30 protein-coding genes are annotated in these 22,468 nt (G+C 53.2%); 19 read left to right on the top strand and 11 right to left on the bottom strand.

The features are described from left to right. Nucleotides 1–6 precede the first annotated feature (6 nt). Nucleotides 7–198, top strand: coding sequence for a CPXCG motif-containing cysteine-rich protein (locus ACTHYN_RS00520; protein ID WP_441810530.1), 192 nt, complete (start codon nt 7–9; stop codon nt 196–198). A 93-nt stretch (nt 199–291) separates the two neighbouring features. Next, the gene (locus ACTHYN_RS00525) at nt 292–861 is read left to right on the top strand and encodes a DUF1439 domain-containing protein (RefSeq protein ID WP_441810531.1); all 570 of its coding nucleotides are present in this window, start codon (nt 292–294) and stop codon (nt 859–861) included. A gap of 63 nt (nt 862–924) precedes the next feature. On the opposite strand, the gene ACTHYN_RS00530 is transcribed toward ACTHYN_RS00525, so the two are convergent. Then, entirely contained in the window at nt 925–2,079 is a 1,155-nt protein-coding gene (locus ACTHYN_RS00530; RefSeq protein ID WP_441810532.1) for an isocitrate/isopropylmalate dehydrogenase family protein, read from the bottom strand. 178 nt (nt 2,080–2,257) lie between these two features. Here ACTHYN_RS00530 and ACTHYN_RS00535 point away from each other — a divergent pair, with 178 nt between their 5' ends. After that, complete coding sequence (locus tag ACTHYN_RS00535; RefSeq protein WP_441810533.1) at nt 2,258–2,515, top strand: EAL domain-containing protein; 258 nt, start codon at nt 2,258–2,260, stop codon at nt 2,513–2,515. A 30-nt stretch (nt 2,516–2,545) separates the two neighbouring features. Continuing rightward, the gene (locus tag ACTHYN_RS00540; RefSeq protein ID WP_441810534.1) at nt 2,546–2,902 is read left to right on the top strand and encodes a hypothetical protein; all 357 of its coding nucleotides are present in this window, start codon (nt 2,546–2,548) and stop codon (nt 2,900–2,902) included. Here ACTHYN_RS00540 and ACTHYN_RS00545 read toward each other — a convergent pair. After that, complete coding sequence (locus tag ACTHYN_RS00545; protein ID WP_441810535.1) at nt 2,896–3,789, bottom strand: LysR family transcriptional regulator; 894 nt, start codon at nt 3,787–3,789, stop codon at nt 2,896–2,898. The two genes, ACTHYN_RS00540 and ACTHYN_RS00545, sit on opposite strands and share 7 nt — an antisense overlap. Nucleotides 3,790–3,934: 145 nt before the next feature. On the opposite strand from ACTHYN_RS00545, the gene ACTHYN_RS00550 reads away from it, so the two are divergent. From ACTHYN_RS00550 to ACTHYN_RS00570, 5 genes are all read left to right on the top strand, one after another. Further along, nucleotides 3,935–5,146 carry an acyl-CoA dehydrogenase family protein gene (locus ACTHYN_RS00550; protein ID WP_441810536.1) on the top strand — a complete coding sequence of 404 codons (1,212 nt, stop codon included), beginning with the start codon at nt 3,935–3,937 and terminating at the stop codon, nt 5,144–5,146. 171 nt (nt 5,147–5,317) lie between these two features. Next, nucleotides 5,318–6,139: an SDR family oxidoreductase gene (locus tag ACTHYN_RS00555; protein ID WP_441810537.1), complete on the top strand. Its 822-nt coding sequence runs from the start codon at nt 5,318–5,320 to the stop codon at nt 6,137–6,139. 29 nt (nt 6,140–6,168) lie between these two features. Further along, nucleotides 6,169–7,233, top strand: a complete 1,065-nt coding sequence (locus ACTHYN_RS00560; protein WP_441810538.1) for a phosphotransferase family protein — start codon at nt 6,169–6,171, stop codon at nt 7,231–7,233. Continuing rightward, nucleotides 7,233–7,922, top strand: coding sequence for a histidine phosphatase family protein (locus ACTHYN_RS00565; protein WP_441810539.1), 690 nt, complete (start codon nt 7,233–7,235; stop codon nt 7,920–7,922). Before ACTHYN_RS00560 ends, ACTHYN_RS00565 begins: the two co-directional genes overlap by 1 nt. 17 nt (nt 7,923–7,939) lie before the next feature. Next, on the top strand, nt 7,940–8,710 hold the full coding sequence (locus ACTHYN_RS00570) for an SDR family oxidoreductase (RefSeq protein ID WP_441810540.1): 771 nt from the start codon (nt 7,940–7,942) through the stop codon (nt 8,708–8,710). Here ACTHYN_RS00570 and ACTHYN_RS00575 read toward each other — a convergent pair whose 3' ends face one another. Further along, nucleotides 8,711–9,619 carry a DUF6279 family lipoprotein gene (locus tag ACTHYN_RS00575; RefSeq protein WP_441810541.1) on the bottom strand — a complete coding sequence of 303 codons (909 nt, stop codon included), beginning with the start codon at nt 9,617–9,619 and terminating at the stop codon, nt 8,711–8,713. A 67-nt stretch (nt 9,620–9,686) separates the two neighbouring features. Here ACTHYN_RS00575 and ACTHYN_RS00580 point away from each other — a divergent pair, with 67 nt between their 5' ends. Continuing rightward, on the top strand, nt 9,687–9,782 hold the full coding sequence (locus ACTHYN_RS00580; RefSeq protein WP_441810542.1) for a hypothetical protein: 96 nt from the start codon (nt 9,687–9,689) through the stop codon (nt 9,780–9,782). Nucleotides 9,783–9,911: 129 nt separating this feature from the next. Here ACTHYN_RS00580 and dacB read toward each other — a convergent pair whose 3' ends face one another. Then, nucleotides 9,912–11,384, bottom strand: a complete 1,473-nt coding sequence (gene dacB / locus ACTHYN_RS00585) for a D-alanyl-D-alanine carboxypeptidase/D-alanyl-D-alanine endopeptidase (protein WP_441810584.1) — start codon at nt 11,382–11,384, stop codon at nt 9,912–9,914. 194 nt (nt 11,385–11,578) lie between these two features. Here dacB and ACTHYN_RS00590 point away from each other — a divergent pair, with 194 nt between their 5' ends. Beyond that, nucleotides 11,579–12,337 carry a GFA family protein gene (locus tag ACTHYN_RS00590; protein WP_441810543.1) on the top strand — a complete coding sequence of 253 codons (759 nt, stop codon included), beginning with the start codon at nt 11,579–11,581 and terminating at the stop codon, nt 12,335–12,337. A 250-nt stretch (nt 12,338–12,587) separates the two neighbouring features. Here ACTHYN_RS00590 and ACTHYN_RS00595 read toward each other — a convergent pair whose 3' ends face one another. After that, the gene (locus tag ACTHYN_RS00595; RefSeq protein ID WP_441810544.1) at nt 12,588–13,037 is read right to left on the bottom strand and encodes a YaiI/YqxD family protein; all 450 of its coding nucleotides are present in this window, start codon (nt 13,035–13,037) and stop codon (nt 12,588–12,590) included. Nucleotides 13,038–13,182: 145 nt separating this feature from the next. On the opposite strand from ACTHYN_RS00595, the gene ACTHYN_RS00600 reads away from it, so the two are divergent. Then, a complete protein-coding gene (locus ACTHYN_RS00600; RefSeq protein WP_441810545.1) occupies nt 13,183–13,521 on the top strand; it encodes a zinc ribbon domain-containing protein YjdM in 339 nt (112 codons plus the stop codon). Nucleotides 13,522–13,652: 131 nt separating this feature from the next. After that, a complete protein-coding gene (locus ACTHYN_RS00605) occupies nt 13,653–14,162 on the top strand; it encodes a copper chaperone PCu(A)C (RefSeq protein ID WP_441810546.1) in 510 nt (169 codons plus the stop codon). A 68-nt stretch (nt 14,163–14,230) separates the two neighbouring features. Here the strand turns inward: ACTHYN_RS00605 and ACTHYN_RS00610 are convergent, their stop codons facing one another. Continuing rightward, entirely contained in the window at nt 14,231–14,407 is a 177-nt protein-coding gene (locus ACTHYN_RS00610; RefSeq protein ID WP_441810547.1) for a CCGSCS motif protein, read from the bottom strand. A 273-nt stretch (nt 14,408–14,680) separates the two neighbouring features. Beyond that, the gene (locus ACTHYN_RS00615) at nt 14,681–14,887 is read right to left on the bottom strand and encodes a cold-shock protein (RefSeq protein WP_441810548.1); all 207 of its coding nucleotides are present in this window, start codon (nt 14,885–14,887) and stop codon (nt 14,681–14,683) included. A gap of 262 nt (nt 14,888–15,149) precedes the next feature. Between ACTHYN_RS00615 and ACTHYN_RS00620 the strand changes: the two genes are divergently transcribed. Together ACTHYN_RS00620 and ACTHYN_RS00625 are read left to right on the top strand one after the other, a co-directional pair. Beyond that, nucleotides 15,150–16,028: a crotonase/enoyl-CoA hydratase family protein gene (locus ACTHYN_RS00620; protein ID WP_441810549.1), complete on the top strand. Its 879-nt coding sequence runs from the start codon at nt 15,150–15,152 to the stop codon at nt 16,026–16,028. Next, nucleotides 16,029–16,631 carry a CPBP family intramembrane glutamic endopeptidase gene (locus tag ACTHYN_RS00625; protein ID WP_441810550.1) on the top strand — a complete coding sequence of 201 codons (603 nt, stop codon included), beginning with the start codon at nt 16,029–16,031 and terminating at the stop codon, nt 16,629–16,631. A 2-nt stretch (nt 16,632–16,633) separates the two neighbouring features. On the opposite strand, the gene ACTHYN_RS00630 is transcribed toward ACTHYN_RS00625, so the two are convergent. Beyond that, entirely contained in the window at nt 16,634–17,500 is an 867-nt protein-coding gene (locus ACTHYN_RS00630) for a LysR family transcriptional regulator ArgP (protein WP_441810551.1), read from the bottom strand. A gap of 85 nt (nt 17,501–17,585) precedes the next feature. On the opposite strand from ACTHYN_RS00630, the gene ACTHYN_RS00635 reads away from it, so the two are divergent. Beyond that, nucleotides 17,586–18,209, top strand: coding sequence for a LysE/ArgO family amino acid transporter (locus ACTHYN_RS00635; RefSeq protein ID WP_441810552.1), 624 nt, complete (start codon nt 17,586–17,588; stop codon nt 18,207–18,209). A gap of 2 nt (nt 18,210–18,211) precedes the next feature. Here ACTHYN_RS00635 and ACTHYN_RS00640 read toward each other — a convergent pair whose 3' ends face one another. After that, the gene (locus ACTHYN_RS00640) at nt 18,212–18,706 is read right to left on the bottom strand and encodes a C40 family peptidase (protein ID WP_441810553.1); all 495 of its coding nucleotides are present in this window, start codon (nt 18,704–18,706) and stop codon (nt 18,212–18,214) included. Between the two features lie 92 nt (nt 18,707–18,798). Here ACTHYN_RS00640 and arfB point away from each other — a divergent pair, with 92 nt between their 5' ends. Beyond that, on the top strand, nt 18,799–19,212 hold the full coding sequence (arfB, locus tag ACTHYN_RS00645) for an alternative ribosome rescue aminoacyl-tRNA hydrolase ArfB (RefSeq protein WP_441810554.1): 414 nt from the start codon (nt 18,799–18,801) through the stop codon (nt 19,210–19,212). Here the strand turns inward: arfB and ACTHYN_RS00650 are convergent. Then, nucleotides 19,203–20,279, bottom strand: coding sequence for an alpha/beta hydrolase (locus ACTHYN_RS00650; protein ID WP_441810555.1), 1,077 nt, complete (start codon nt 20,277–20,279; stop codon nt 19,203–19,205). The two genes, arfB and ACTHYN_RS00650, sit on opposite strands and share 10 nt — an antisense overlap. A gap of 115 nt (nt 20,280–20,394) precedes the next feature. Between ACTHYN_RS00650 and ACTHYN_RS00655 the strand changes: the two genes are divergently transcribed. Next, complete coding sequence (locus tag ACTHYN_RS00655) at nt 20,395–20,709, top strand: putative signal transducing protein (RefSeq protein WP_441810556.1); 315 nt, start codon at nt 20,395–20,397, stop codon at nt 20,707–20,709. Nucleotides 20,710–20,755: 46 nt separating this feature from the next. After that, nucleotides 20,756–21,445: an SDR family oxidoreductase gene (locus ACTHYN_RS00660; RefSeq protein WP_441810557.1), complete on the top strand. Its 690-nt coding sequence runs from the start codon at nt 20,756–20,758 to the stop codon at nt 21,443–21,445. A gap of 25 nt (nt 21,446–21,470) precedes the next feature. Here ACTHYN_RS00660 and rluF read toward each other — a convergent pair whose 3' ends face one another. Then, nucleotides 21,471–22,418 carry a 23S rRNA pseudouridine(2604) synthase RluF gene (gene rluF, locus ACTHYN_RS00665; protein WP_441810558.1) on the bottom strand — a complete coding sequence of 316 codons (948 nt, stop codon included), beginning with the start codon at nt 22,416–22,418 and terminating at the stop codon, nt 21,471–21,473. Nucleotides 22,419–22,468: the final 50 nt, after the last annotated feature.

Genomic DNA, 22,468 nt, shown 5'->3' on the forward strand with positions numbered 1-22,468 from the left:
GGGCTTATGTCGGCTCTGGATTCTGTGCTTATCCAGTGTCCATACTGCTGGGAGACGCTGGATATCAGCGTCGACCCTTCAGTGGTGGAGCAGGAATATGTAGAAGACTGCCAGGTCTGTTGCCAGCCCATTTTAATGCGCGTTGTTTTCGACGATAATCTCACGCCTCATGTGGATGCCCGGGCCGAGAACGAATAATTTGCCCGGGCATTCGCTACTCTAACCGTACACGTAACTTGCTCCAGCTTCCCTGGTACCGAAGGCAAGGTGTCCAATTCGTGGAGAATAAAGATGAATAAAGTACACCTGAGTAGTCTCTGGGGCGTTATGTTACTGGCTATGGTTTTGTCCAGTGGCTGTGCCAGTCTGTCGCCTTATTCAATTTCGGAAGGGCAGTTAGAAAGCCATTTGCAGGACGCGGTTCGTGATTACGATCGCAATCAGCTGAAAAGGGGGTCACCGCTGAGTTTAAGCCTGAGTGACGCAGACGTGACCCTTGGGCCGGATGGCCGTGATGTTGCAGTGATCAATCTGAAGGGCCGTGTGGCACTTAACGCGCTGATGGCCAAACTACCGGTTGATATTGCTTTGAAGGTTGAGGGTGCGCCGGTTTATGACAGCAAGGAGAAAGCGATCTTTGTCCGTCGGGTAAAGCTGTTGGAAAGCAGTGTGGATGCAGGTTTCTTCAAGGGAGACCTTGGGCCGGTTACAGACAAGGTGATGGGAGTTGTGGCCCAGATGCTGGAAACTGTGCCGGTTTATCGCCTGGATGAAACCAGCACAGCGCAAAAGATGTTTGGCATGTTGCCCACAGATATTCGCGTAGCGCCCGGGCGTCTCGAATTTGTCATGCCTGATTAAGACAGGTCAGAACGCGAGAAAGGCCAGAACCCATGTTCCGGCCTATTTTCTTTGTAGTGTGAGTCAGGCTGTAAGCCGGCCACAGATTGCAGCACCAATGTCTTCCGTTCCCCGACGTGTGCCGGCATTTTCCGCCAGATCAGCCGCCACCGCTCCAAACAGTTCTTTGCCAGCCGCCGCCATTACAGGATCTTTGCGGCCGAACCATTCCAGCATACGTGCCACGGTAAACAGCATGGCAGTGGGGTCAGCCAGGCCCTGGCCAGCTATATCCGGCGCGCTGCCATGGGTAGGCTCGAACATGGATGGCATATCCGGGTCTGTCGGGTTCAGATTGCACGACGGCGCAACGCCCATGCCACCGGACAGCACCGCAGCCAGGTCTGTGAGAATGTCCCCCTGAAGATTGCTGGCGACTACCACATCGAAGGTCCAGGGGCTTTGCACAAACTTCATGCACGCTGCGTCTACCAGCTCATGATGCGTGGCTACATCCGGAAACTCTTTGCTGATTTCTTCAAAGGCCTCTGTGTACATATCGCCCCAATAGCGCAGGGCATTGCGCTTGGTGATCAGGCATACCTGGCTTTCGCAATCACGGCCGTCCAGGGTGCGGAAATGCCGGGTACGTCCCTCGTTTGCACGCTCTGTGGCACGAGTGTGAGCTTGCTCAAAAGCATAGCGGATAATGCGATTGGTGGCCTTGCGGGTGAATACTTCCATTTGGGTGGCCGTCTCGTCTTCCGTGCCTTTGCGCAGCCGGCCACCCTGGCCCACGTACTCGCCCTCTGAGTTTTCGCGAATGACCAGCATGTCCAGGTCTTTTGCACGCTCGTCAGCCAGGTACCGGCGAGCACCGGGTAAAAGGCGGGCAGGCCGCTCGCAGACCCACTGATCAAAGCCTTTGCGCATTTCCAGCAAAGGTGCCAGCGAGACGCTGTCTGTTAACAGGTAGCGGTTTGGATCGTCCACTGGCCCCGGGTCGCCCAGGGCGCCTAGTAATATGGCGTCGTAAGCTTTGAGCTGAGACAGGGCGTCTTCGGGCATGGATTTACCATGCTCTTGGTGCCAGGCATGAGACGGCCAGGGAAAATGCGTCCATTCAAGTGCCAGGCTATGCTTGGTGCGCAGGGTGTCCAGGCAGCGAATGGCTTCTTCCACAACTTCTGGGCCAATACCGTCTCCGGGGGTCACTGCGATATGGGTTGTTTGGGCCATTGCAAAACTCCTTTAGTTGGCCGGCTCGTGTGCATGCTAAAGCCCAGTGTAGTTGCGCGACGAGCGGGCGCCACCATTTGACTGAATTTCACCGAAATCTGTTTTACCAGTAAGTCGTTCACAACTATAGTGGCGTGCACATGTTATTTACGAATCCGGTCAGTCTATACGGATCATTATGATGGCGAGTCCGCCCGATCTTCTTAAATTAGACATGGCGTTGGTAAGGGATATCCATCGAAAGCCTGACAAGCAAGCTGTTGTTTCTGGCATTATCGTTATGATGGCTCAGTTAGGTGGTAGGATCGTCGCTGAAGGTGTGGAAACAACCGAGGAGTACTTTTGGTTGCGCTCTCAGGGCATTAGTCTTTATCAGGGCTATCTGTTTGCCAAGCCCGGCTTTGAATGCCTGCCAGAACCGTATTATCCGGGCTAACACTCTCCCTAACTGACAGGATGCCTGATCGTGCTTTATCGTGTTCTTATTATAATTGGTGGGCTGATATTTGTTGCCGCGCTCTTTGGGCTGCTTTGGTTCTTCTGTAAGAAGTTTCTTGAGCATAAAGGAGTGGCCGACCGAGTGTCAGAACGAGCCACAGAGCTTGCCACCTGGACGTTTGCAGGTATTAGCGTTGGGCTGGTTTTTGCCGTGGCGGGCGCTTTTGTGCTCGGACCATGGGCATTTTACCGCACCCTGCGAGGCCATGGGATGGCTATTTCTGACGGCGCAGCGGTTTGGTGGGGGTTTGCTATTGTCGTGGCATCCCTCGGCATTATGGCGATAGGTTTTTTCGGCTTTCTCGCGGCTGTTGGCGCCTACTGAATAGCGTTCAGTTGCTCCCGGAACCAGATTAATGCCGGCTCCTGGTCATAAGCCTTATGCCAATATAGATGTACGTCGAGTGAGGGCAGGTCTGCCGGAGGATTCATAATGGTTATACCGGCCCGCTGTGAAATAATCCTGGCGTAGGTTTCCGGCATGGTCAGTAAAAGGTCAGTGGCCTCCACTACCCGGCAAGCCGCATAGTAATGCTGACAACGCAAGCGGATAGTGCGCTGCACCCCCAGCCGCGATAATTCAAAGTCCTCAATGCCCGGCCCTTCTGCGCGTGACGATACCAGCACATGGCGTGCTGAGAGATACCCGTTCATATCCAGCGCTTGTGATGCCAATGGGTGATCCTCCCTGGCCAGAACGACCAACCTGTCCCGCCTTAAAAGTTCGTGTGATGTTTGGCTACTTACCGGTAATAGTACGTCCACAGCGAAATCGAGCTTGCCAGCCGCGAGCTGTGTTTCCATTTCCCGTCTTGGAATGCGCTTGCTAACGATCTCCAACTCCGGATAGGTGGTTAGTCGCTGCATAAGCGGTGGCAGAAACGTAGATTCCAGAACATCTCTTAAACCGAGTGAATAGGTTTTGCGCTGGCTGGCAGGATCGAAGGCATGGAATTGATTAACAGCACCCTGGATTTGGGTCAGTGCGGGTTTCATGGATTCAAGGAACCGGCGGGCCAGGGGTGTGGGAACCATCTGGTTGCCCTGGCGTGTGAACAACGGGTCGTCAAAATGATCCCGCAGACGGGACAGGGAATGGCTGACGGCCGGCTGTGTCAGGTGTAGGGCCTTTGCTGCGCGAGTGAGGCTGCCTTCCCGATATATGGTGTCAAATACATGCAGCAGGTTGAGGTCCAGGCGTGTGCCGGCCATAGACAGTGTGTCCCTTCAAATTAGTTTCGGTAATAGTAAACGATAAGAATAATTCAGTCGCGTAATAGTTGAGGCGGCTTTAGACTGATTTCAATGCGCTTGTATTCACTGCGCCCGCCTGTGCAATCTTTGTGAGGAATTTGCAATGGATTTCAGTATCTCTGAAAAAGGTCAGGATTATCTCACCCGTGTTAAAGCGTTCATGGCAGAAGAGATTTTTCCAGTCGAGGCTCAGTACCGTAAAGAATTAGCCTCTCTTGAGAACCGCTGGGTTGTGCTACCAATCATCACGGAGTTGAAGGAAAAAGCCAAAGCCCAGGGGCTCTGGAATATGTTCTTTCCGGATGAGGAGCATGGTTGTGGTCTGCTCAATTCTGATTACGCGTTGATAGCAGAAGAAACCGGCCGCAGTTTTATTGCGCCGGAAATCTTCAACTGCAATGCGCCGGACACCGGTAATATGGAGGTGCTGATTCATTACGGTTCCGAAGAGCAAAAGGCTGAGTGGCTGCCACGCTTGCTTAGTGGCGAGGTTCGTTCAGCGTTTTGCATGACCGAGCCGGCCGTGGCCTCTTCAGATGCAACCACCATGAAAGCAACCGCCGTGGTGGAAGGCGATGAAGTGGTGCTTAATGGCCGCAAATGGTGGAGCACCGGCATTGGCCACCCGGACTGTAAAGTGGCTGTTTTTATGGGGCTTTCCGATCCGGATGCCCACAAACATCGCCGCCACTCCATGGTATTGGTGCCACTGGATGCTCCTGGCGTGAAAATTGAACGTATGCTTCCGGTATTCGGTGAGTACGACGAGCCATACGGCCATGGCCAGGTACTGTTTGATAATGTGCGCTTGCCCAAGAGCGCTTTCATAGCTGGGCCGGGCCGCGGGTTTGAAATTGCTCAGGGTCGTCTTGGGCCGGGGCGTGTGCATCACTGTATGCGAGCAATTGGCGCAGCGGAGCGCACGCTGGAACTTCTGGTTAAGCGCTCTCTGAGCCGTGAAGCGTTCGGTCGTCCACTGGCAAAACTTGGTGGCAATCCGGATATTATTGCCAATGCGCGTATGTCCATCGAGCAGGCACGGCTGCTGACCCTGAAATGCGCCTGGGCGCTGGACACCAAGGGTATTGCGGGAGCCATTCAGGAGGTCGCCATGATCAAGGCGTTGATTCCCAATATGCTACAAACCATTGTGGATCAGGCCATTCAGATTCACGGCGGTGCCGGGGTGAGTGATGATGACTTCCCGCTGACTCAGCTATTTGCCTATGCTCGTGTTCTGCGGCTGGCAGATGGCCCGGACGAGGTACACCGTGCCACGGTTGCCAGGCTGGAGCTGCGTAAATATAAAAGCTGATAGCAGGGTGCTGGAGCGGGCGGGGCTGGCTTTCTGAAACACGCTGTGAATACGTCCATGTACGCTTGGCTCCGCCATCCATGGCTACGCACAGTTTCAGAAAGCCAGCCCCGCCCGCTCTTGTCCAGCTGGGAGTCAGGCTGACAGAAAACAAATAAAACGGAAAACACTATGACACAAAGAGTATTCATAACAGGTGGCGCAAGCGGCCTTGGTAGGGCTATCGCATTGCGTTATGCCAGAGACGGCGCCAAAGTCTGTATCGGTGACATTAACCTGGAGCAGGGTGCAGATGTTGAGCAGGAAATTAACAGGGCCGGTGGTGAAGGCTACTTTGTGGAGTGCGATATCCGCCGCCTGACGGACCTGGAAAAGGTGTGCACCGATCTCACGGAAAAGTGGGGCGGTGTGGATGTGGTGGTGAATAATGCCGGCGTGGCCTCTGCCGGTTCGATTGAAGACTCCACCATGGCAGACTGGGAATGGATTATTGATATCAACGTGCTGGGCGTTGTGCGCGGTTGTAAGGCGTTTACGCCGCAGTTCAAGAAGCAGGGCTCGGGCACGTTTGTGAACATTGCCTCCATGGCAGGCCTTATGCTGGCGCCGCTGATGGGTAGCTACAATGTGTCCAAGGCTGGCGTTATCGCGTTGTCGGAGACCTTGAGCCAGGAACTGCGGGGCAATGGTATTCATGTGAGCTGCGTGTGCCCGGCGTTTTTCCAGACCAACCTCGCTTCCAGCATGCGTTCCGATATTCCCGGAATTCAGCAGAACGTGGGCAAGCTGATGAAGCGCTCCACTATTTCTGCCGATCATGTGGCTGAGGACATCGTGCGTTCGGCAAAGAACAAGGACTTCTGGGTGCTTCCCCATACCAAAGAGCGTCGTTTATGGCTGCTTAAACGTTTTGCTCCCTGGGCGTTTGACCGCATGATGTATGAAGAGAGTAAGCGCTGGATGAAGAAAATGGGCGGTAAGGCCAAGGCCTGACTGAAAACCAGAGTATAGGAGAGCCTTTGATGACCCAGATTGACCAAGCCGCAACTATCCGCGAGGGCGAGGAGCTGGATCTTGCAACTGTAGACAGGTTTATGAAAAACGCGCTGCCGGATCTTACCGGCGAACCTGTTATTCACCAGTACCCGGGTGGTGCCTCTAACCTGACTTACCAGGTGGATTACGGCGATCGCTCTTACGTGCTGCGCCGCCCGCCTTTCGGCAAAATTGCCAAATCGGCCCACGATATGCTGCGTGAGGCAAAAGTAATGCAGGCGTTGAAGCCGGTTTATCCCTATGTACCCGACATTATCGCAACCTGTGATGATCACGAGGTGCTGGGGTGCGACTTCTATGTAATGGAGCGGATAAAAGGCGTTATTTTGCGCCAGGATTTCCCCAAAGATCTGGACATGAATGCGGCTGACACCCGCAAGTTGTGCCTGAGCGTAATCGACAAGATGGTGGATTTGCACCGGGTGGATGCCAAAGCGGCAGGGTTGGATACGCTGGGTAAGGGCGAAGGCTATGTGCAGCGCCAGATTAGCGGCTGGAGCGATCGTTTTCGCAAGGCCCGCACCGATGATGTCGGGGATTTTGAAACGGTTATGTCTTGGCTAAACGACAAAATGCCCAACGATGTGGCCCAGGTTGTGATTCACAACGACTTCCGCTTTGATAACGTGGTGCTGAATCAGGATAACCCCTTTGAGGTTATCGGGGTACTGGATTGGGAAATGGCCACAATAGGCGACCCACTGATGGATCTGGGCAACACCTTGGCCTACTGGATTGAGGCAGACGACGAAGGCCCGTTCCAGATGCTGCGCCGTCAACCCACGCACCGCCCCGGAATGCTTACCCGAAAAGAGGTGGTGGATTATTACATGGAGAAATCCGGGTTCCGGTCGGACAACTTCGATTTTTATGAGATTTATGGGCTGTTCCGCTTGGCGGTAATTGTTCAGCAGATTTATTACCGCTTCTACCACGGCCAGACCAGCGATAAGCGTTTTGCCGCCTTCGGCCATGCGGCAAACTACCTTGAGAAACGCTGCCAGCGCCTGATCTCCGAGAGCACACTTTAATGGCTACGGTGTACCTGGTGCGCCATGGCCAGGCCAGCTTTGGCGAGGAAAACTACGATCAGCTCTCCCCGAGAGGCTGGGAACAGGGCAAGGCTCTTGGCCGCTGGATGACCAGCATCATCGAACCAGCGGCCATTTTTGGTGGTGATATGCAACGTCACCGTGAAACCGTTGAGGCCATTGCTACCGGTTACGGGTCGCAGTTGCCTGGCATGCAGGTAGTCTGTGGTTTTAACGAGTTTGATCATGAAGCCATTGTTCATAGTCATCGCCCTGAATGGCGCGACCGGCAGGTGATGGCGAAGGATCTTGCGGCTTTCCCGAAACCCGCCGCAGCGTTCCAGAAAGCCTTTGTTGAAGCAATAGGCCGTTGGGCTTCGGGTGAGCATGATACGGACTACGATGAAACCTGGGCGGATTTTAAAACCCGGGTTCTGGCAGCTTTTAACGAGATGGTTGAATACGCAGACGGTGGTGATGTGCTGCTCTCTACATCAGGTGGTCCTATTGCGGTTATCTGCCAGCGCCTTCTGGGTCTCGACGACGAGCGTACACTGGGGCTGAATGCCGTGATTGCAAATACCAGCGTCAGCCGGGTGCTTTATTCCGGAGGCCGTCGCAGTTTGTCTGTGTTCAACAACTACAGCCACCTTGAGGCAGAAGACCCCGCCCTGGTGACTTTCCGATAACGAATTGAGGTGGACCAATGAGTAAGAAAAACCTGTTTGATCTGACTGGAAAAACCGCTCTGATAACCGGAGCCAGCCGTGGTATTGGCGAAAGCATTGCCCGTACTCTGGCAGAGTATGGCGCTCATGTGATTGTCACCAGCCGCAAGATCGATGGTTGCGAAGCCGTAGCGGGTAGTATCCGCGAAGCTGGCGGCAGTGCTGAAGCCTATGCCTGCCATATTGGAGAGATGGAGCAGATTGATGCCATCTGGGCTCATATCGAAAAAGAACATGGCAAGTTGGATATTCTGGTAAATAACGCCGCAGCCAACCCGTATTTTGGCCCGGTTGAAGATACGGATCCGGGTGCCTTCCAGAAAACCGTAGACGTCAACATTCGCGGTTACTTCTTCATGTGTGCCCGTGGTGCGCAATTGATGAAGAAACACGGCGGCGGCTCCATTGTTAACGTGGCGTCTATTAACGGTGTAAACCCTGGCCATTATCAGGGGATTTATTCCATTACCAAAGCGGCAGTTATCTCTATGACCAAGTCCTTCGCTACCGAGCTGGGGCAACAGAACGTTCGCGTAAATGCGCTGCTGCCGGGGCTGACTGATACCAAATTCGCCAGCGCTCTGACGACCAACGAATCGATCAAAAAGCAGGCGATGGCACACATCCCCGTGAAGCGCATTGCCGATCCTGATGAAATGGCCGGTACAGTGTTGTATCTGGTGTCAGATGCATCCAGCTACACCACCGGGGCCTGCATTAATGTAGACGGCGGTTACCTGACGGTCTGATTATTCCAGTGCCAGAGAGGCGACCTCGGAGTCAGCTACACAGCTGAGTGCTTTGAAGTCGTCGCTCAAATCTGATGCGCGGCCAGCAAGGTGGTCCAGGTGAGAGTGCTCGCTCGCCATTAAAAGATCCTGAATCAGTAAGGTTATGTTTTCCTTGCGTTTGCTCATCATTTCGGCATAAGCCTCACCCCGCGCGGTCTCGGAATTGTTGATCAACTCGGTGATGGCTGCTTCAAAGCCCGGCTTGTGGCGGTGTTTCAGAGCGAGCAACAAGGCTTGTTGCCAGTTTTCGCGCCCCTTGATCCAAATTCTGGTGTTCCCGGCGCTGTTTTCTGACCAGTCACTGATAATAAGTTGCTGTTTGCTATTCAGGCTCCCCAGCCACCTCTCGGTGCGCTCCACAGCTCGTTCTGCCCGGGCCTCGACCCGTGCCTCGGCGTTACCAACCAAAAACTCGTTTTCCAGTTCCCGTTGCCTTTCCTCCATGTTGCCCGCCAACTCGTTGACTTGCTCATCGCTCAGGCTGGCGAGCGTATCGATGGCGTGGGGCGTTATCTGGTGCAGCAGGGGTGGGAGAAACTTCGTGAGCTGTGTTTGCAGATTGCCGACTCTGGCGGGGTCTGGTTTGCCATTTTTCAAATCATCACGGACATTGTCCAACCACACCCGGTAGCGTGGTAGCTCGGTACTGCAATGCCATTGTTTCAGGCTCTCAATGTTGGCACTAAGCTGTCGCGACTGGAGTTGCGTCAACGTAACATAGTCGTCAACCCACCACTCAATGCCCCAGTCCGCGTAGCGATAGGCAAGCCGTGGTGAGCTGCACCCGGCTATTAGCAGGGCTGAGATCAGCACGGGCACAACCGCACGTCCGACACTTAACGTAAATGAGTAGCCATACTGACACATATTTGCTCCCGGCCCGGTAAAGAAGCCTATCGATAAAAGGTTCGAAGCTTAATATCATTCTGCCATTATGTTGTTGCTGATACCCGGGATGATCGCACTTATTAATACTGGCATGGATAGCGAATGTATCTACCGCTGGATGCCTGCATTTTTGATCACTTAAGCGGTTGCTTTTCCACTGGTCACTTATCTAGCTCCAGTGATGGTAAAGCTTGCAGAAATGACCTTTGGGCCAGCCCATGAAGGTAGCCGAAAAGGGCAGGAAGGTCGCCCGGCTGAAGCCGGGGCAGTGTTACTGGATAGACGTTTCAGAACTGCTGGAGCTCGCCCGCGAAAGCGCGGTTCCGATAGGTGGTTTGTAGTGCAGGGAGTAAAGAATTCGATCCAGCACAGCTTGGCCGTTCCACGCTGGATCGTTATTTATCATGCCCACTACCGCCCAGGTTGTGTTGTTTTCATCCCGTGTAAAACCGGCGATAGAGCGGACATTTTCCAGGTAGCCGGTTTTAATGCGGCCTTCGCCATCCATGCCCGCGTCGCGCAAGCGTCTGGCCATTGTTCCGTCCATGGCGATAATAGGCATGGAGGCCATAAGATCGGAAGAGTAGGGGCTGTTCCAGGCGTGTTGCAGGATTTTTGCGCCCTGTCTGGCTGTGATCCTGCCGTGGCGTGTCAGGCCGGCACCGTTGTCGATTACCATGCCGGCCGTATCAATCCCCTTGTTTTCCAGCCAGTTATAAATAACCCGAATGCCGGCAACCCGGTCGTCCTCTTCGTTCTCCTCGCGGTTTTGCGCGCCTATGGTCAGCAATAGCTGCCGGGCCATCACGTTACTGCTCCACTTGTTTATATCCCGCACCATGGTGACAAGATCTGGCGAAGTGGTTTTCATAACCAGTCGCGCACTTTCTGGCGTCACGCCTTGCTGGTCACCACCGGAGACGATAATGCCCATTTCTCCAAGCAGCGAGCGAATTACGGATGCGCTGTACTGCTCATGGGGCAAAAGGGAGAGGTAGGTTGTTGTGCGACAGCCTTGCGGTAGCTCACCGGTTACCCGCACGGTTACCTTTCCTCCTTCCTGGACCAGAGGCTCCCAATCAAAGTTACGGCGTGATGGGCAGGGGCCGTCGGCAACTGCGGTTACCCGGTTGTCGATTGTAATTTCACCGAGCGCGGGAGTGCTCCAGGCCTGGGTGCCGCGTTCGTCTGCGCGTATCTGAAAGTGTACAAGATTGAGGTTGGTCAGATAGACAGAAGGTTCTACCAAAAAAGGCGCGAACGGGTTATCGCCGTTGTCCTCAAACAGAGGGAAGCCCCCATCGACTTCAAAGTAGCTGCCGTCGAGCACCAGGTCACCGGTGATGCGGGTTATGCCCATGTCGCGGAGTTCCCGCAGGGTTGCCCAAAGGCGTTCAAAGGTCAGTTTGGGGTCGCCGCCGAAACGCACATACAGGTTGCCCTTTAGCGTATCGCCAACCATTTTGCCATCGGTTAGAAAATCGGTGTCCCAGTGGTGAGTGGGGCCCAGGATTTCCAGGGCCGCATAGGTGGTCACCACTTTCATAATAGAGCCGGGGCTCATAGGGGTATCCGCGTTGATGCTTTGATCAAGCCCGGGCCCGTTCAGGGGCACCGCAGCCATACTTAGCGCTGTTTCACTATTCAGGGATTTAGTCGCGTATGCCCGCATGTCGCTGGCCCAGAGACGGTTGTCGCTGTAGCCGGTGCTGTCGCCTGCCAGAGCAGGTGGCAGGGTTGCCATAACAGGGGCCAGAATAAGAGCGATGGCAAGAGTCAGGGCAGGTTTCTTTGACCAAAGGCTGACCTTTCCTGCGTAATTTGAATGCGGCATACCCGGAATCACCGTGATGAAATGTGCGAAGAAACTCCCTTGGTAAACAATAGCCCATTCACAACTATTGTACTATGCAGAAAACCTCTACATAACGTTAAAAAATGCCAGTAGGCAGCCTGTTTGTATTGAGGTTTGTTACTGGCTGTAAGCTGTGCGAGCTGGAAATCCCTTACACATTGCACAATCTGGGCAAAGGGCACTGGACCGAATTTGGCCCTGCCAAACAGCGCATAAAGTCTGGGCCTTACAGGCCTGTTCCCGGAGGAAAACGCGATGCTTTTTTCCGGGCGCATGGTCGGGTTCAGGTGCCTTACCTGGATTACCTGAATGCCCGGTATGATCAAAAACAATCCACGGCCGCGCTGTTTTACCGGCAGGTTGGCGGGTATTATAGCGGCCCGTTGGGCCAGTTATTAAATGCTCAGAACATTATAATCAGGAAATTTATGTATACCGGTCAGTGTCTGTGTGGCGATATTACCTTTGAATACCAAGGCCCTCTGGGCCCGCTCTCCCTGTGTCATTGCAGTCAGTGCCGCCGTGCCCACGGCAGCGCATTTTCTGCAAGCTCGCCGGTGCAAAAGGTGCGCTTCCGGTTTTTGAGTGGTGAAGACCAAGTGGCCGAGTATGAGTCGCGCCCTGGCAAATACCGGGCTTTTTGTCGCCGCTGTGGGAGCCATTTGTACAGCCGGGTGGATGCTATTCCCGGGATTCTCCGCTTGCGGGTAGGCGTGATTAATGAACCGCTGGGCAAAGGGCCGGCGCAGCATGTCTACACAGCTTCAAAATCGGACTGGTTTGAAATTACCGACACTTTGCCTCAATACGAAAAGACCGAGCGCACTGACGATCCTCACTGAGCGGTTGAACTGCCTGGAACATTCTTTTGTGTGTTGCAAATAAAAATCATTATCATTACTATCTGTTGTGTGCCTGCCTCGCAGTAACGGCACGGAGTTCATTATGCGACCTGTGTGAATTATACGCGAAGGGGAAAATAACCATGACAGCAGAGCAGGAAATGATAGAGGGGCTGAAGATTGCCGCTGGAGCCGGTCTGTTTATCGGGCTTGTTATTGCCGGCCTGGCTGTGTCTGCGGGAATAGGAGGCTAGCGCCGGTTGCGTTGTAGCCATCTATCCAGCTTGTTGGCGAATTCTTTTCGATCGGTTTGGCTGAAAGGAGCCTGGCCGCCGGTAATCTGCCCGGCGTTACGCATCTCTTCCATAAAGTTCCTCATGGCGAGGCGCTGGCGTATGTTTTCCTTAGTGAAGGCCTGGCCTCGGGGGTTAAATACGTCAGCGCCTTGCTCGATGGCTTCCGCCGCAAGTGGTATGTCCTGAGTGATCACCAGGTCGCCGGCGCTAAGCTGCTCCATAATCTCGTTATCCGCCACATCAAACCCCTGCATCACCTGCCTGGCCTTAATATAGGGGCTGGGGGGAAGGTTAATCACGTGGTTGGCAATAAACGTTGTTTGAATTTGCCAGCGAGTGGCGGCACGACAAAGAATGTCGCGAATAGGTACGGGACAAGCGTCTGCGTCTACCCAGATCGGCATATCAACTTCCTTAAGCCATTTGATTCTGGCGTCGAGTGTACTCGCAGTTGCGGTGAGTGGGGTAGTGGAGTCTGGCCGCCGCGGCCGGATTTGCCGAGGCGTTGATGGTATAATCCCATGCAAATTCAATTATCAGGAAGCATCAATGTCTCAACTCCCCCCTTGCCCCCAGTGTGGTTCCGAGTACACCTATGAAGACGGTGTTCAGCTTGTTTGCCCTGAGTGCGCCCATGAATGGACAGAAGCGGAGGCGGCAGCAGAATACGCGGGCAAAGTGGTGCGCGATGCCAATGGCAATGAACTTCAGGATGGTGATGCGGTAACTGTGATCAAGGATTTGAAAGTGAAAGGTTCCAGCTCAGTTGTGAAGGTGGGCACCAAGGTGAAGAATATTCGCCTGGTTGACGGCGATCACGATATTGATTGCAAAGTTGAAGGCGTTGGACCAATGAAACTTAAATCTGAGTTCGTTAAGAAAGCCTGACCTTGTCAGCTATACATGTGGATAGCTGGTTACGACGATTTCGAGGCATCTATCTATTTGCGTCGAATTGCTCCGTGCGCAACACTGTAACCATTGTTACCAACACAACCTAGCTAGCGGCGTGAGATACCATGAACAAACGCATCACACTACTTTTTGCCAGTAGCGCATTGATCCTGTCGATTTTTACCACTGTGGCGATGGCCCATGAGTACTCTCACGGGGAGGTTTATATTGACCATCCATGGAGCCGACCAACGCCGCCGGGTGCATCTATGGGTGTTGGTTATCTGGTTATCAGAAATCATGGAAATAGTGACATAACACTGATTGGTGCAAGTACGCCAAGGGCTGATGAGGTGTCAATCCATGAAACGCTCATGAAGGATGGTGTTATGCGCATGCAGCCACTTGAGAGCGGGCTGGGTGTCGCCTCGGGAGAAACCGTAGAGCTCAAACCCCACAGTTATCATCTGATGCTGGAAAAACTCGTGAAGCCACTAAAGGAGGGGGAGAGGGTTCCTCTAACCCTGGAGTTTGAAGGCGCAGAATCGATGGAAGTTGAGCTAAATGTACAGTCACTGGACGATGATGCGAGCGTCCCTGAGATGGACCACTCTGCACACCAGATGGACCACTGACAGTTTTCTAATCAGGCAACCTGTGACGCTTCCGGAAAACGGAGGAAGCGTCACTCAAAACCCTACATTTAAGAGCAGCCACCGCAGCATACGCCCGGATCCCCGTGTTTACCCTTCTTGGGGATGCTTTCAGATGCACTCACCGGTGTTTCTGAATGATCCTCCATCACGCCATCTTTTTGCTTTTCAGTGTTCGCCTTATCGGCATTTTCAGGGCTCATTACTTCTTTAAATAATTGCATCATGAGGTGTCATCCTGCGACAGGTGTAAATGTATAAAGCTCTTTAAGGTACATCTAAAATGAATCTTATTAGTGTCAGTGGTTAGAGTCAATGCATCTGCGAATAAAATGCGTTCGATTACGCAGGAGCGGACGAGTAAGAGCGGTGCGGAGCGAAAGGGTACTTGAGCGAGACTGTTCGGTGCCTTGCCTTGGCGCGAGTGTAAATCATATTCAGGAGGGGATACTGGCAAAAAAAAAGGCAGCCGAAGCTGCCTTTTTAGCGTTGTCTGTTAATTACAGAGCAACTACGTTCTCAGCCTGAGGGCCTTTCTGGCCCTGGGTCACGGTGAACTCAACTTGCTGGCCTTCAGCCAGAGTTTTGAAGCCGCCGCCCTGGATCGCGCTGTAGTGAACAAAAACGTCGGGGCCGCCTTCACGAGTGATAAAACCAAAACCTTTAGCTTCGTTGAAGAACTTAACAGAACCGGTAACTGTAGACATAATATTAATCCTGAATTCAATCATTTAAAATGCTGTCAGACATAGCTGGCCAGCGGTATGCGGAAACAAAAAACGGGCGTGATCAAAAACAGGACGTACGACTACTTAAATTTCCGTCTTATTGATGAAGTGCTTTGCTAAATCTTTCCAACAATGTGAACTGTACCCTTTGGCTGCTGAAAAGCAAAGCACTTTCTTCTAGGCATATACCCGACATTTTCAGTCACATGAGGTATGTTTGCGTTAGCCTACTGAAATTCACATGAATCAACAGAGGGGTTCTGCCTTGTCTGAGCTATCCACCTACGAAAGTTTTTCTGTCAGTGTTGAGAACAAAATTGCCCACGTGCAGTTCAGCCGCCCGGAGGCGCTGAACACCATGACGAAAGCATTCTGGCTTGAGTTGCCGAAGTGTATGCAGGACATCGAGGCAAATACAGATGCGAGGGTTATTGTGGTGTCATCCACAGGGAAGCATTTTTCGGCAGGAATGGATCTTGGTGTTTTCTCAGACCCCAAGGCGGTACCCATGAGCGGTGACCCCGGCCGTATGGCAGAAAACCTGCGGCGTGTTGTGATGCAGTTACAGGACACTCTGACATCGCTGGAAAACCTGCGCCTGCCGGTTTTGGCTGCAATCCATGGCGGCTGTATCGGAGGTGCTCTGGATTTGGTTTGTGCTGCTGACAGCCGTTATTGCACGGAAGACGCATATTTCACGATTAAAGAAACCGAGCTGGGCATGACAGCCGATGTGGGCACGCTTCAGCGGCTGCCTAAGCTGATTCCGGAGGGCATTGTGCGTGAACTGGCCTACACCGGCCGCAAGTTTTCTGCGCAGGAAGCGAAGAGTTTGGGGTTTGTGAACGGGCTGTACGGCGATCAGGAGGCCTTGATTGCAGGCGTTATGGGTATTGCGGCACAAATAGCTGATAACTCGCCACTTGCGGTGACCGGCTGCAAAGAGATGTTGAATTACAGCCGTGACCATACGGTAGCCGATAGTCTGAAATACATGGCGACCTGGCAGGCAGGCATGTTTCGGCCCACAGATATGATGAAAACATTCCAGGCAAAAGCCCAGAAACAGACCCCCAACTATGATGGTCTGTTCCCGGTGAAAGGCTTGTTTGAACAGTAAATGAGCCTAAAAAAACGCCGCAAGTCAAACGTTTCCCCGATTGCTGCTCTGGCGTTCCAGGGCGGGATCGGGGTTGTTGGGCTTTTAGTGATTTTAATCGCAGATATACCTGTGCAAGTCTCTGGAGCCGGGCTTCTACCCAGTATTCTCTATGGCTTTCTGGGTGCGCTGTGTACTTATGGTGCGCTGTTGTTGCTCGCCCAGGTTCCCGGGTTGTTACCTGGTAACCTGGATCAGCAAATGCGTAGTTTGCACCGGTTTGCATCCGGCTATTCCTGGTTTGTGCTATTCCTGCTCGCGGTTTTTGCCGGGGTGGGCGAAGAGCTTTTGTTTCGGGGGGCTGTGCAGGGCTGGCTTGCCGCGCACACGAATACCACGACTGCGGTGTTGGTTGCCTCCCTGGTTTTTGGATTGGTTCATTATGCGTCTTTTACCTATTTTGTTGTCGCCACTGGCCTTGGGTGCGTCCTTGGCCTGGCTTATGCGCTAACCGACAGTCTTGTCCTGGTGATGGTGTGGCATAGCGTGTACGACATGGTTGCTCTGTTTTGCCTGCTCCGGTTTCCTCAATGGTTTGGTGTCCGTGCCAAATCAAAAGACTAACGCTAAGAATGTGCCGCTTTCAGTGCAGTTGTCAGCCGCTCCATAACACCGCCACTATGGCGCCAGAAGTGCCAATATAGTTCAACCTCAAGAGATTGGCTGGCTGCAATGCTAACCAGCCGTCCCGCCTCAATTTCTTGTCTGGCCTGAATCTCCGGGATCATTCCATAACCCATGCCGGCCAGCGCCAGCTTCATGAAGCCTTCCGAGGAAGGGCAAAGGTGGTACGGAAAGGCGCCATGATAGCCAACCTGCGCCAGAAAGCGGTGCTGCAACTGATCATTTGGCCCGAATATAATTGCCGGTGCAGCCCGCACACTTTGTTCATTGAAGCCTTGGCTGAAATATCGCTTTTGGTATGAAGGAGTGGCCAGGGCCAGGTAAGTCATGGTGCCAAGTGGAACGCGGCGGGCCCCGGCTGCAGGCTGTGGGTTGCTGCATAAGCAGGCAGCAACATCACCTTCGCGCATTCGGCGCAGAGCGGTATCCTGATCTTCAACCACCATATCCAGTAACAGTGCTTCGTTCGAACAAAAATCACTTATGGCGCTGGCCCACCAGGTTGCGAGGCTGTCAGCGTTCAGGGCAATTCGTAACCGTGCGGCAGGCTCAGAGAGAGCCGGAAGCGATTTAGCCAGGTCCCTTTCAAGAAGTTTAACCTGCTGAACGTGGTTCAACAGTTGTTGTCCTGCCGGTGTGGCTTTGAGAACAGGGCTACGCAAGAGAACCGGTTGCCCGATACGAACCTCCAGGGTTCGGATGCGCTGAGAAATAGCGGACTGACTAAGGCCAAGTGTAACGCCTGCGCGCTCAAAGCCACCGGTCTCTATAACCGTGGCGAGCGCCTCCAGTAGTTTATAATCTACCATAAGAAAAACTAATGCATTATTACGAATATGAATTTCAAGTATAGCGGTAAGTAGTTAATCTTGCGGCTTCAAAATGGAGAAATAAGTGGTGTTTGAGAATTATCTGGAGAGTTATCTGACAGGCCTGATTGTTTGTGGCGGCATTATCGTTGCGATCGGAGCACAGAATGCCTACGTGCTCAGCCAGGCAATACGCCGCGAACATCACTGGTGGGCGGCGGGCTTATGTATGGCATCAGACGTGGCTTTATTCACACTGGGCATGTTCGGGGTCAGCGCAGCGTTGATGGCTATGCCACAGGCATTGGAAATCCTACGCTGGCTTGGGGTGGTTTTCCTGGGTTGGCTGGCTATCCAGGCATTTGTGCGCGCCAGCCGGGGCAGGGCGGCACTGGAAGCCGGTGAAGTACAACGCAGAAGCCTGAAAGGCGTTCTGTTTACCACGCTTGCGGTTACCTTACTTAACCCTCAGGTGTATCTTGATACTCTATTGCTGATCCCGGCGGTGGGTGCCCAGCAGGCAAACACCACAACGTTTGTAGCCGGTGCCAGCAGCGCGTCTGTTTTGTGGTTTGGCGTGCTGGCGTGGAGTGGGTCTGCGTTGGCGCCTGTTTTATCACGCCCGCTGGCTTGGCGTATTATTGACGGCGTAATCGGTGTGATGATGGCGGCCATTGCGCTTCATCTTGTGTTCAATAGCAGCTTATAGTTTTAATCAAACCGCCTTGCGCCGGAGAGGCGGTCTTTCCAGTAATAGCCATTCAGCTCCGACATGATAACGCCGGAAGATGTGGATGCGTGAATAAAACGGTTGTCGCCCATGTAGATGCCCGCGTGCTGGTCTTTCCCGGCAATTCTAAAGAACACGATATCACCGGGCTTCACGTTTTCAGGCTGCACCACATCACCAGAACGCAGCATTTGCGAGGTTGTGCGAGGCAGTGTTTGCCCCAGGCCCTCACGATAGGCTGTGGTGATGAACCCCGAGCAATCAAAACCACTGCCGGTGGTGCCGCCGTATTGATAAGGCGTGCCTTTATAGCGTTCAAAGGCCTGCCATAGTTTTTCGGCTTTTGCAGAACCCGGTGCAGCCTCAACGGGTGAATAGTTGGGGGTGTTGGGTTGCATGCTCTGATTGCTGGCGCACCCCCCCATTACAAGGGCCGTGAAGGCTAAAACGAAGGCATATTTAAAAGACTGAGCCATGATAAACCCTGAGCGGTTGTTCGTTACGGTACTCTATTATCGAATGGCGAGGATGTCAGGTTACGGTTTGTGGGATTTGTTATCCTAGCGCCATGCTAAAAATATCCAATGCTGTTGAAATCGCTGACTGGGAACTGGAAATTACCCAGATCCGGGCCCAGGGTAATGGTGGCCAGAACGTCAATAAAGTGGCTTCGGCCGTACATTTACGCTTCGATATTCGAAACTCTGCCTTGCCTCCGTTCTATAAGGAACGCCTTTTGGCGCTTCAGGATCAACGCATCAGTAAAGAAGGCGTTATTATAATCAAGGCCCAGTCGCATCGTACGCTGGAGCTTAACAAGGACGATGCACTTGAGCGTCTGAAGGAATTGATTCAGGCGGCTGTTAAGGTTCAGAAGGCGCGCCGTGCGACCCGGCCTTCGAAATCAGCCCAACGCAAAAGGGTGGACCGCAAAACACAAAAAGGTAAAACCAAGGCTCTGCGGGGCAAGGTTCAGGTTTGAGCTGACCGCGCTTGTGTCTTGTGGGACTCGAGTTTGCCAATAAATGATTCTATATCGGCGAAGGCCTCTTCAGCTTCCGGCAGCATAGGGGTGAAGATCTGCCAGACATGAACCATGCCTGGCCAAGTGTGCAGCGTCACCGCAGAGCCAGCAGCCTTGGCTTTTGTGGCGTACCGTCGGGCGTTATCCAGCAGCATCTCCGTATCGCTGACCTGAATCAGTGTTGGCGGCAGATTGGATAGGTTTCCCAGGAGTGGCGAGGCAACCGGACTGGTCGGGGAAACACGAAACGCGGCAAGCGTTGCCCACCATATTACGGGGCGGGGGACTTTCGAAAGGCCACCAAAGGCGGGGCCTAACAGGGCATCTGTAGAAATATTGCCGCGGTTGCTTGGGGCTGAGAGTGTGAGGTCTGTGGAGGGCGAAAGCGCCACGGCTCCGTCGGCCTGACGCAGGCCGCTTTCACGAATCCACGCAAGCAAACCCAAGGTATGGCTTCCCCCTGCTGAATCGCCTGCTACCAGAATAAAGGTAGCTTTATTCGGGGTCTCTGGGCCGTTTTCTATCAGCCAGGTATAAGCCTTACGACAATCACGCACGCCATCCATATACCTGTGTTCCGGCATAAGGCGGTAGTCCACGGCAAAGACAGCTGCGTTAGCAATACGGGAGAGGCGGTCTGTGATGGATCTATGGCTGCGTGGGCTGCCGGCCGCCCAGGCACCGCCATGAATGTAGAGAATTCGCCGCCTGGTGTCTGCACCCGGCGCGATGACCCACTCACCTTTTGGCGTTTCGCAATGCCGAAACTCAGATTTCAGTTCCAGACCGTCACTCAGGCTATCCATGTGGTGACGCACGGCTAGCAGCCTGGCCTTACCGTGCAAGCCTTTGGAAACGCGGCCCATCTCGCGGATCTGCTCCAGAACTTGCCGGTTCTCTGCACTGGGAAGTGTCTCTCTCACGGAATACTCTTCCTGATCCAGGTGAGACAGATCCTCAATGCGGAACAGAAACAGAGTCAGCGCAACGATAAATAAAACAACGCCAGCAATAATCCAGACCATAAATTGTCCGTATCCTGAGGGTTGGCCCTGATAGCCTGGGCGCACTATGCTTTAAGTAGAAAGTAACGCAATTTTTGCGATTAATACCTTCAAATGTCACAAAAGGAGAAGGGCTTTGCAAATTGCATACAGAGCCAAGGACATCACTGAAGCCCACATTGTTGCAGGGCTGCTGAAAGCCAATGGCATTGCAACCCATGTAGGCGGAGACTATTTGCAAGGGGCAATGGGTGAGATTGGGGCAGCTGGCTTCAGTAATATTCATGTACAGGATGAAGATCTCTATCCGGCTCGTAAGGTGATTACTGAATATGAGGCAAGCAATAGGGCTGCCACGACCGTAGACAGTGGTAATGACAAGCCAGGCTCTTATGCCCGCTGGCTTTTGCTGGCCATGGCGGCGCTGGTCTTGATCTGGCTGAACTTTTAGGAAGTATCAAGGTAAAAATGTAGCTGATAAATGGAGCGTAAAATCTATGACAAATAATCCCGTTATGTTGATTACCGGTGCATCTTCCGGAATCGGTGCCGCAACGGCTCGGGCGGCGTCTAAAGAAGGCTATCGCCTTGTTCTGGCAGCTCGCTCGACAGAAAAGCTGGAAGCGCTGCAGGCCGAACTCGGTGGTGACAGAGAAGTGCTGATCGTTGAATGCGATGTGCAGAAGGGTGACGATCAGAAATCGATGGTTGAGAAGGCCCTGACAACATTTGGTCGGTTAGATAGCGTTTTTGCCAATGCGGGCCGGGGAGGAGAGCCGGGAGGTTTTAGTGAAGCCAATCCGGATGTCTGGAAAGATATGATCCTCACGAATATTTACGGAGTCGGCTTAACGATTCAACATTGCCTGCCAGCACTGCGGGAAAGTAAAGGACACTTGTTGCTCACAGGCTCTGCCGCGGGCAGGGTCACTATTCCCGGCTCAATGTACAGCGCCACTAAATGGGCTGTTTCAGCAATTGGTTACGGTGCGCGGGAAGAGTTACGTGGTTCCGGGGTGCGAGTGACCTTGATAGAACCCGGCATGGTTGATACGCCATTTTTTGATAAGCCGCCGGCTCATGCGCTGATGCCAGAAGACATCGCCCGTGCTGTGATCTATGCGGTATCCCAGCCGGCTCATGTGGATGTAAACGAAATTCTGGTACGCCCAACGCCGACGGAGTAGCAGAAGCCCGTTTCGCTGACCTTGCCTATCTTTTAATACTGCGCTGCCTTGGCTTTCCGGCTTTGGGGCGCTTTGATGATTTGGGCTTTTTGTCTGCCACTCGTGGCCTGTTGCCCGATTTGCCAGGCTTGGCGCCCGGTGCCTTGGGGCCGGCTCTGTGGCTGGGCCTTGATCCCGACGGCCGCGGTGAGTGCTTGGGTTTGCCTGTGGGTTTTTTCTTTGCGGGTGCGGACTTTTCTGGTGCGTCACCGGAAGAGGAATCACGAATCGCATCAAACAGACTCGCAAGCTCTTTCTCTGTAAGATCGCGCCACTGGCCCACAGCCAGCCCTTTCAAATTGACGTTCATAATGCGGACCCGTTCAAGCCGGGTTACTTCAAACCCGAAGTGTTCGGTCATTCGTCGAATCTGACGGTTCAGCCCTTGCACCAGTGTTATACGAAATACAAAGCGACTTTCCTGCACTACTTTGCATTTTTTGGTCATGGTGCCGAGAATAGGAACGCCGCCGGCCATGCTCTGAATAAACGATTTCGTAATCGGTTTATCCACTGTTACAACGTACTCTTTTTCATGGTTGTTGCCGGCTCGCAGAATTTTATTCACCAGGTCGCCATTGCTGGTCATGAAGATCAGCCCTTGTGAATCCTTGTCCAAGCGCCCGATAGGGAAAATACGCGCGCCATGGCCAACAAAACGCTGAATGTTGTGCTTCTCTGCGTCATCGGTTGTGCTTACGACGCCAACCGGCTTGTTCAAGGCGATAAATACCAGATCTTCTTCCGCACGGGGTTCGATTATCTGACCGTTTACTTTAACGGTATCAGTGGGTAAGACCTGGTCGCCTACACCGGCCCGCTTGCTGTTGATAAAGACATTGCCCTGCTCAATGTAGCGATCCGCCTCTCGGCGAGAACACATACCGCTTTCGCTGATGTATTTATTAAGACGGGTGGAGTGGGTGCTGGTCATCGGTTATCCGGTTGCGTATCAGAGTTTGGGCATGATACCAGCCAGATTTT

The organism is Marinobacter sp., assembly GCF_052091845.1.
Classification (GTDB): Bacteria; Pseudomonadota; Gammaproteobacteria; order Pseudomonadales; family Oleiphilaceae; genus Marinobacter.

Excerpts from the sequence above, each read along its gene's own strand:
- ACTHYN_RS00520 (WP_441810530.1), top strand. The coding sequence starts at position 7 with ATGTCGGCTCTGGATTCTGTGCTTATCCAGTGTCCATACTGCTGGGAG.
- ACTHYN_RS00525 (WP_441810531.1), top strand. The coding sequence starts at position 292 with ATGAATAAAGTACACCTGAGTAGTCTCTGGGGCGTTATGTTACTGGCT.
- ACTHYN_RS00530 (WP_441810532.1), bottom strand. The coding sequence starts at position 2,079 with ATGGCCCAAACAACCCATATCGCAGTGACCCCCGGAGACGGTATTGGC.
- ACTHYN_RS00535 (WP_441810533.1), top strand. The coding sequence starts at position 2,258 with ATGATGGCGAGTCCGCCCGATCTTCTTAAATTAGACATGGCGTTGGTA.
- ACTHYN_RS00545 (WP_441810535.1), bottom strand. The coding sequence starts at position 3,789 with ATGGCCGGCACACGCCTGGACCTCAACCTGCTGCATGTATTTGACACC.
- ACTHYN_RS00550 (WP_441810536.1), top strand. The coding sequence starts at position 3,935 with ATGGATTTCAGTATCTCTGAAAAAGGTCAGGATTATCTCACCCGTGTT.
- ACTHYN_RS00555 (WP_441810537.1), top strand. The coding sequence starts at position 5,318 with ATGACACAAAGAGTATTCATAACAGGTGGCGCAAGCGGCCTTGGTAGG.
- ACTHYN_RS00560 (WP_441810538.1), top strand. The coding sequence starts at position 6,169 with ATGACCCAGATTGACCAAGCCGCAACTATCCGCGAGGGCGAGGAGCTG.
- ACTHYN_RS00565 (WP_441810539.1), top strand. The coding sequence starts at position 7,233 with ATGGCTACGGTGTACCTGGTGCGCCATGGCCAGGCCAGCTTTGGCGAG.
- ACTHYN_RS00570 (WP_441810540.1), top strand. The coding sequence starts at position 7,940 with ATGAGTAAGAAAAACCTGTTTGATCTGACTGGAAAAACCGCTCTGATA.
- ACTHYN_RS00575 (WP_441810541.1), bottom strand. The coding sequence starts at position 9,619 with ATGTGTCAGTATGGCTACTCATTTACGTTAAGTGTCGGACGTGCGGTT.
- ACTHYN_RS00580 (WP_441810542.1), top strand. The coding sequence starts at position 9,687 with ATGTTGTTGCTGATACCCGGGATGATCGCACTTATTAATACTGGCATG.
- dacB (WP_441810584.1), bottom strand. The coding sequence starts at position 11,384 with ATGGCAACCCTGCCACCTGCTCTGGCAGGCGACAGCACCGGCTACAGC.
- ACTHYN_RS00590 (WP_441810543.1), top strand. The coding sequence starts at position 11,579 with ATGCCAGTAGGCAGCCTGTTTGTATTGAGGTTTGTTACTGGCTGTAAG.
- ACTHYN_RS00595 (WP_441810544.1), bottom strand. The coding sequence starts at position 13,037 with ATGCCGATCTGGGTAGACGCAGACGCTTGTCCCGTACCTATTCGCGAC.
- ACTHYN_RS00600 (WP_441810545.1), top strand. The coding sequence starts at position 13,183 with ATGTCTCAACTCCCCCCTTGCCCCCAGTGTGGTTCCGAGTACACCTAT.
- ACTHYN_RS00605 (WP_441810546.1), top strand. The coding sequence starts at position 13,653 with ATGAACAAACGCATCACACTACTTTTTGCCAGTAGCGCATTGATCCTG.
- ACTHYN_RS00610 (WP_441810547.1), bottom strand. The coding sequence starts at position 14,407 with ATGATGCAATTATTTAAAGAAGTAATGAGCCCTGAAAATGCCGATAAG.
- ACTHYN_RS00615 (WP_441810548.1), bottom strand. The coding sequence starts at position 14,887 with ATGTCTACAGTTACCGGTTCTGTTAAGTTCTTCAACGAAGCTAAAGGT.
- ACTHYN_RS00620 (WP_441810549.1), top strand. The coding sequence starts at position 15,150 with ATGAATCAACAGAGGGGTTCTGCCTTGTCTGAGCTATCCACCTACGAA.
- ACTHYN_RS00625 (WP_441810550.1), top strand. The coding sequence starts at position 16,029 with ATGAGCCTAAAAAAACGCCGCAAGTCAAACGTTTCCCCGATTGCTGCT.
- ACTHYN_RS00630 (WP_441810551.1), bottom strand. The coding sequence starts at position 17,500 with ATGGTAGATTATAAACTACTGGAGGCGCTCGCCACGGTTATAGAGACC.
- ACTHYN_RS00640 (WP_441810553.1), bottom strand. The coding sequence starts at position 18,706 with ATGGCTCAGTCTTTTAAATATGCCTTCGTTTTAGCCTTCACGGCCCTT.
- arfB (WP_441810554.1), top strand. The coding sequence starts at position 18,799 with ATGCTAAAAATATCCAATGCTGTTGAAATCGCTGACTGGGAACTGGAA.
- ACTHYN_RS00650 (WP_441810555.1), bottom strand. The coding sequence starts at position 20,279 with ATGGTCTGGATTATTGCTGGCGTTGTTTTATTTATCGTTGCGCTGACT.
- ACTHYN_RS00660 (WP_441810557.1), top strand. The coding sequence starts at position 20,756 with ATGACAAATAATCCCGTTATGTTGATTACCGGTGCATCTTCCGGAATC.
- rluF (WP_441810558.1), bottom strand. The coding sequence starts at position 22,418 with ATGACCAGCACCCACTCCACCCGTCTTAATAAATACATCAGCGAAAGC.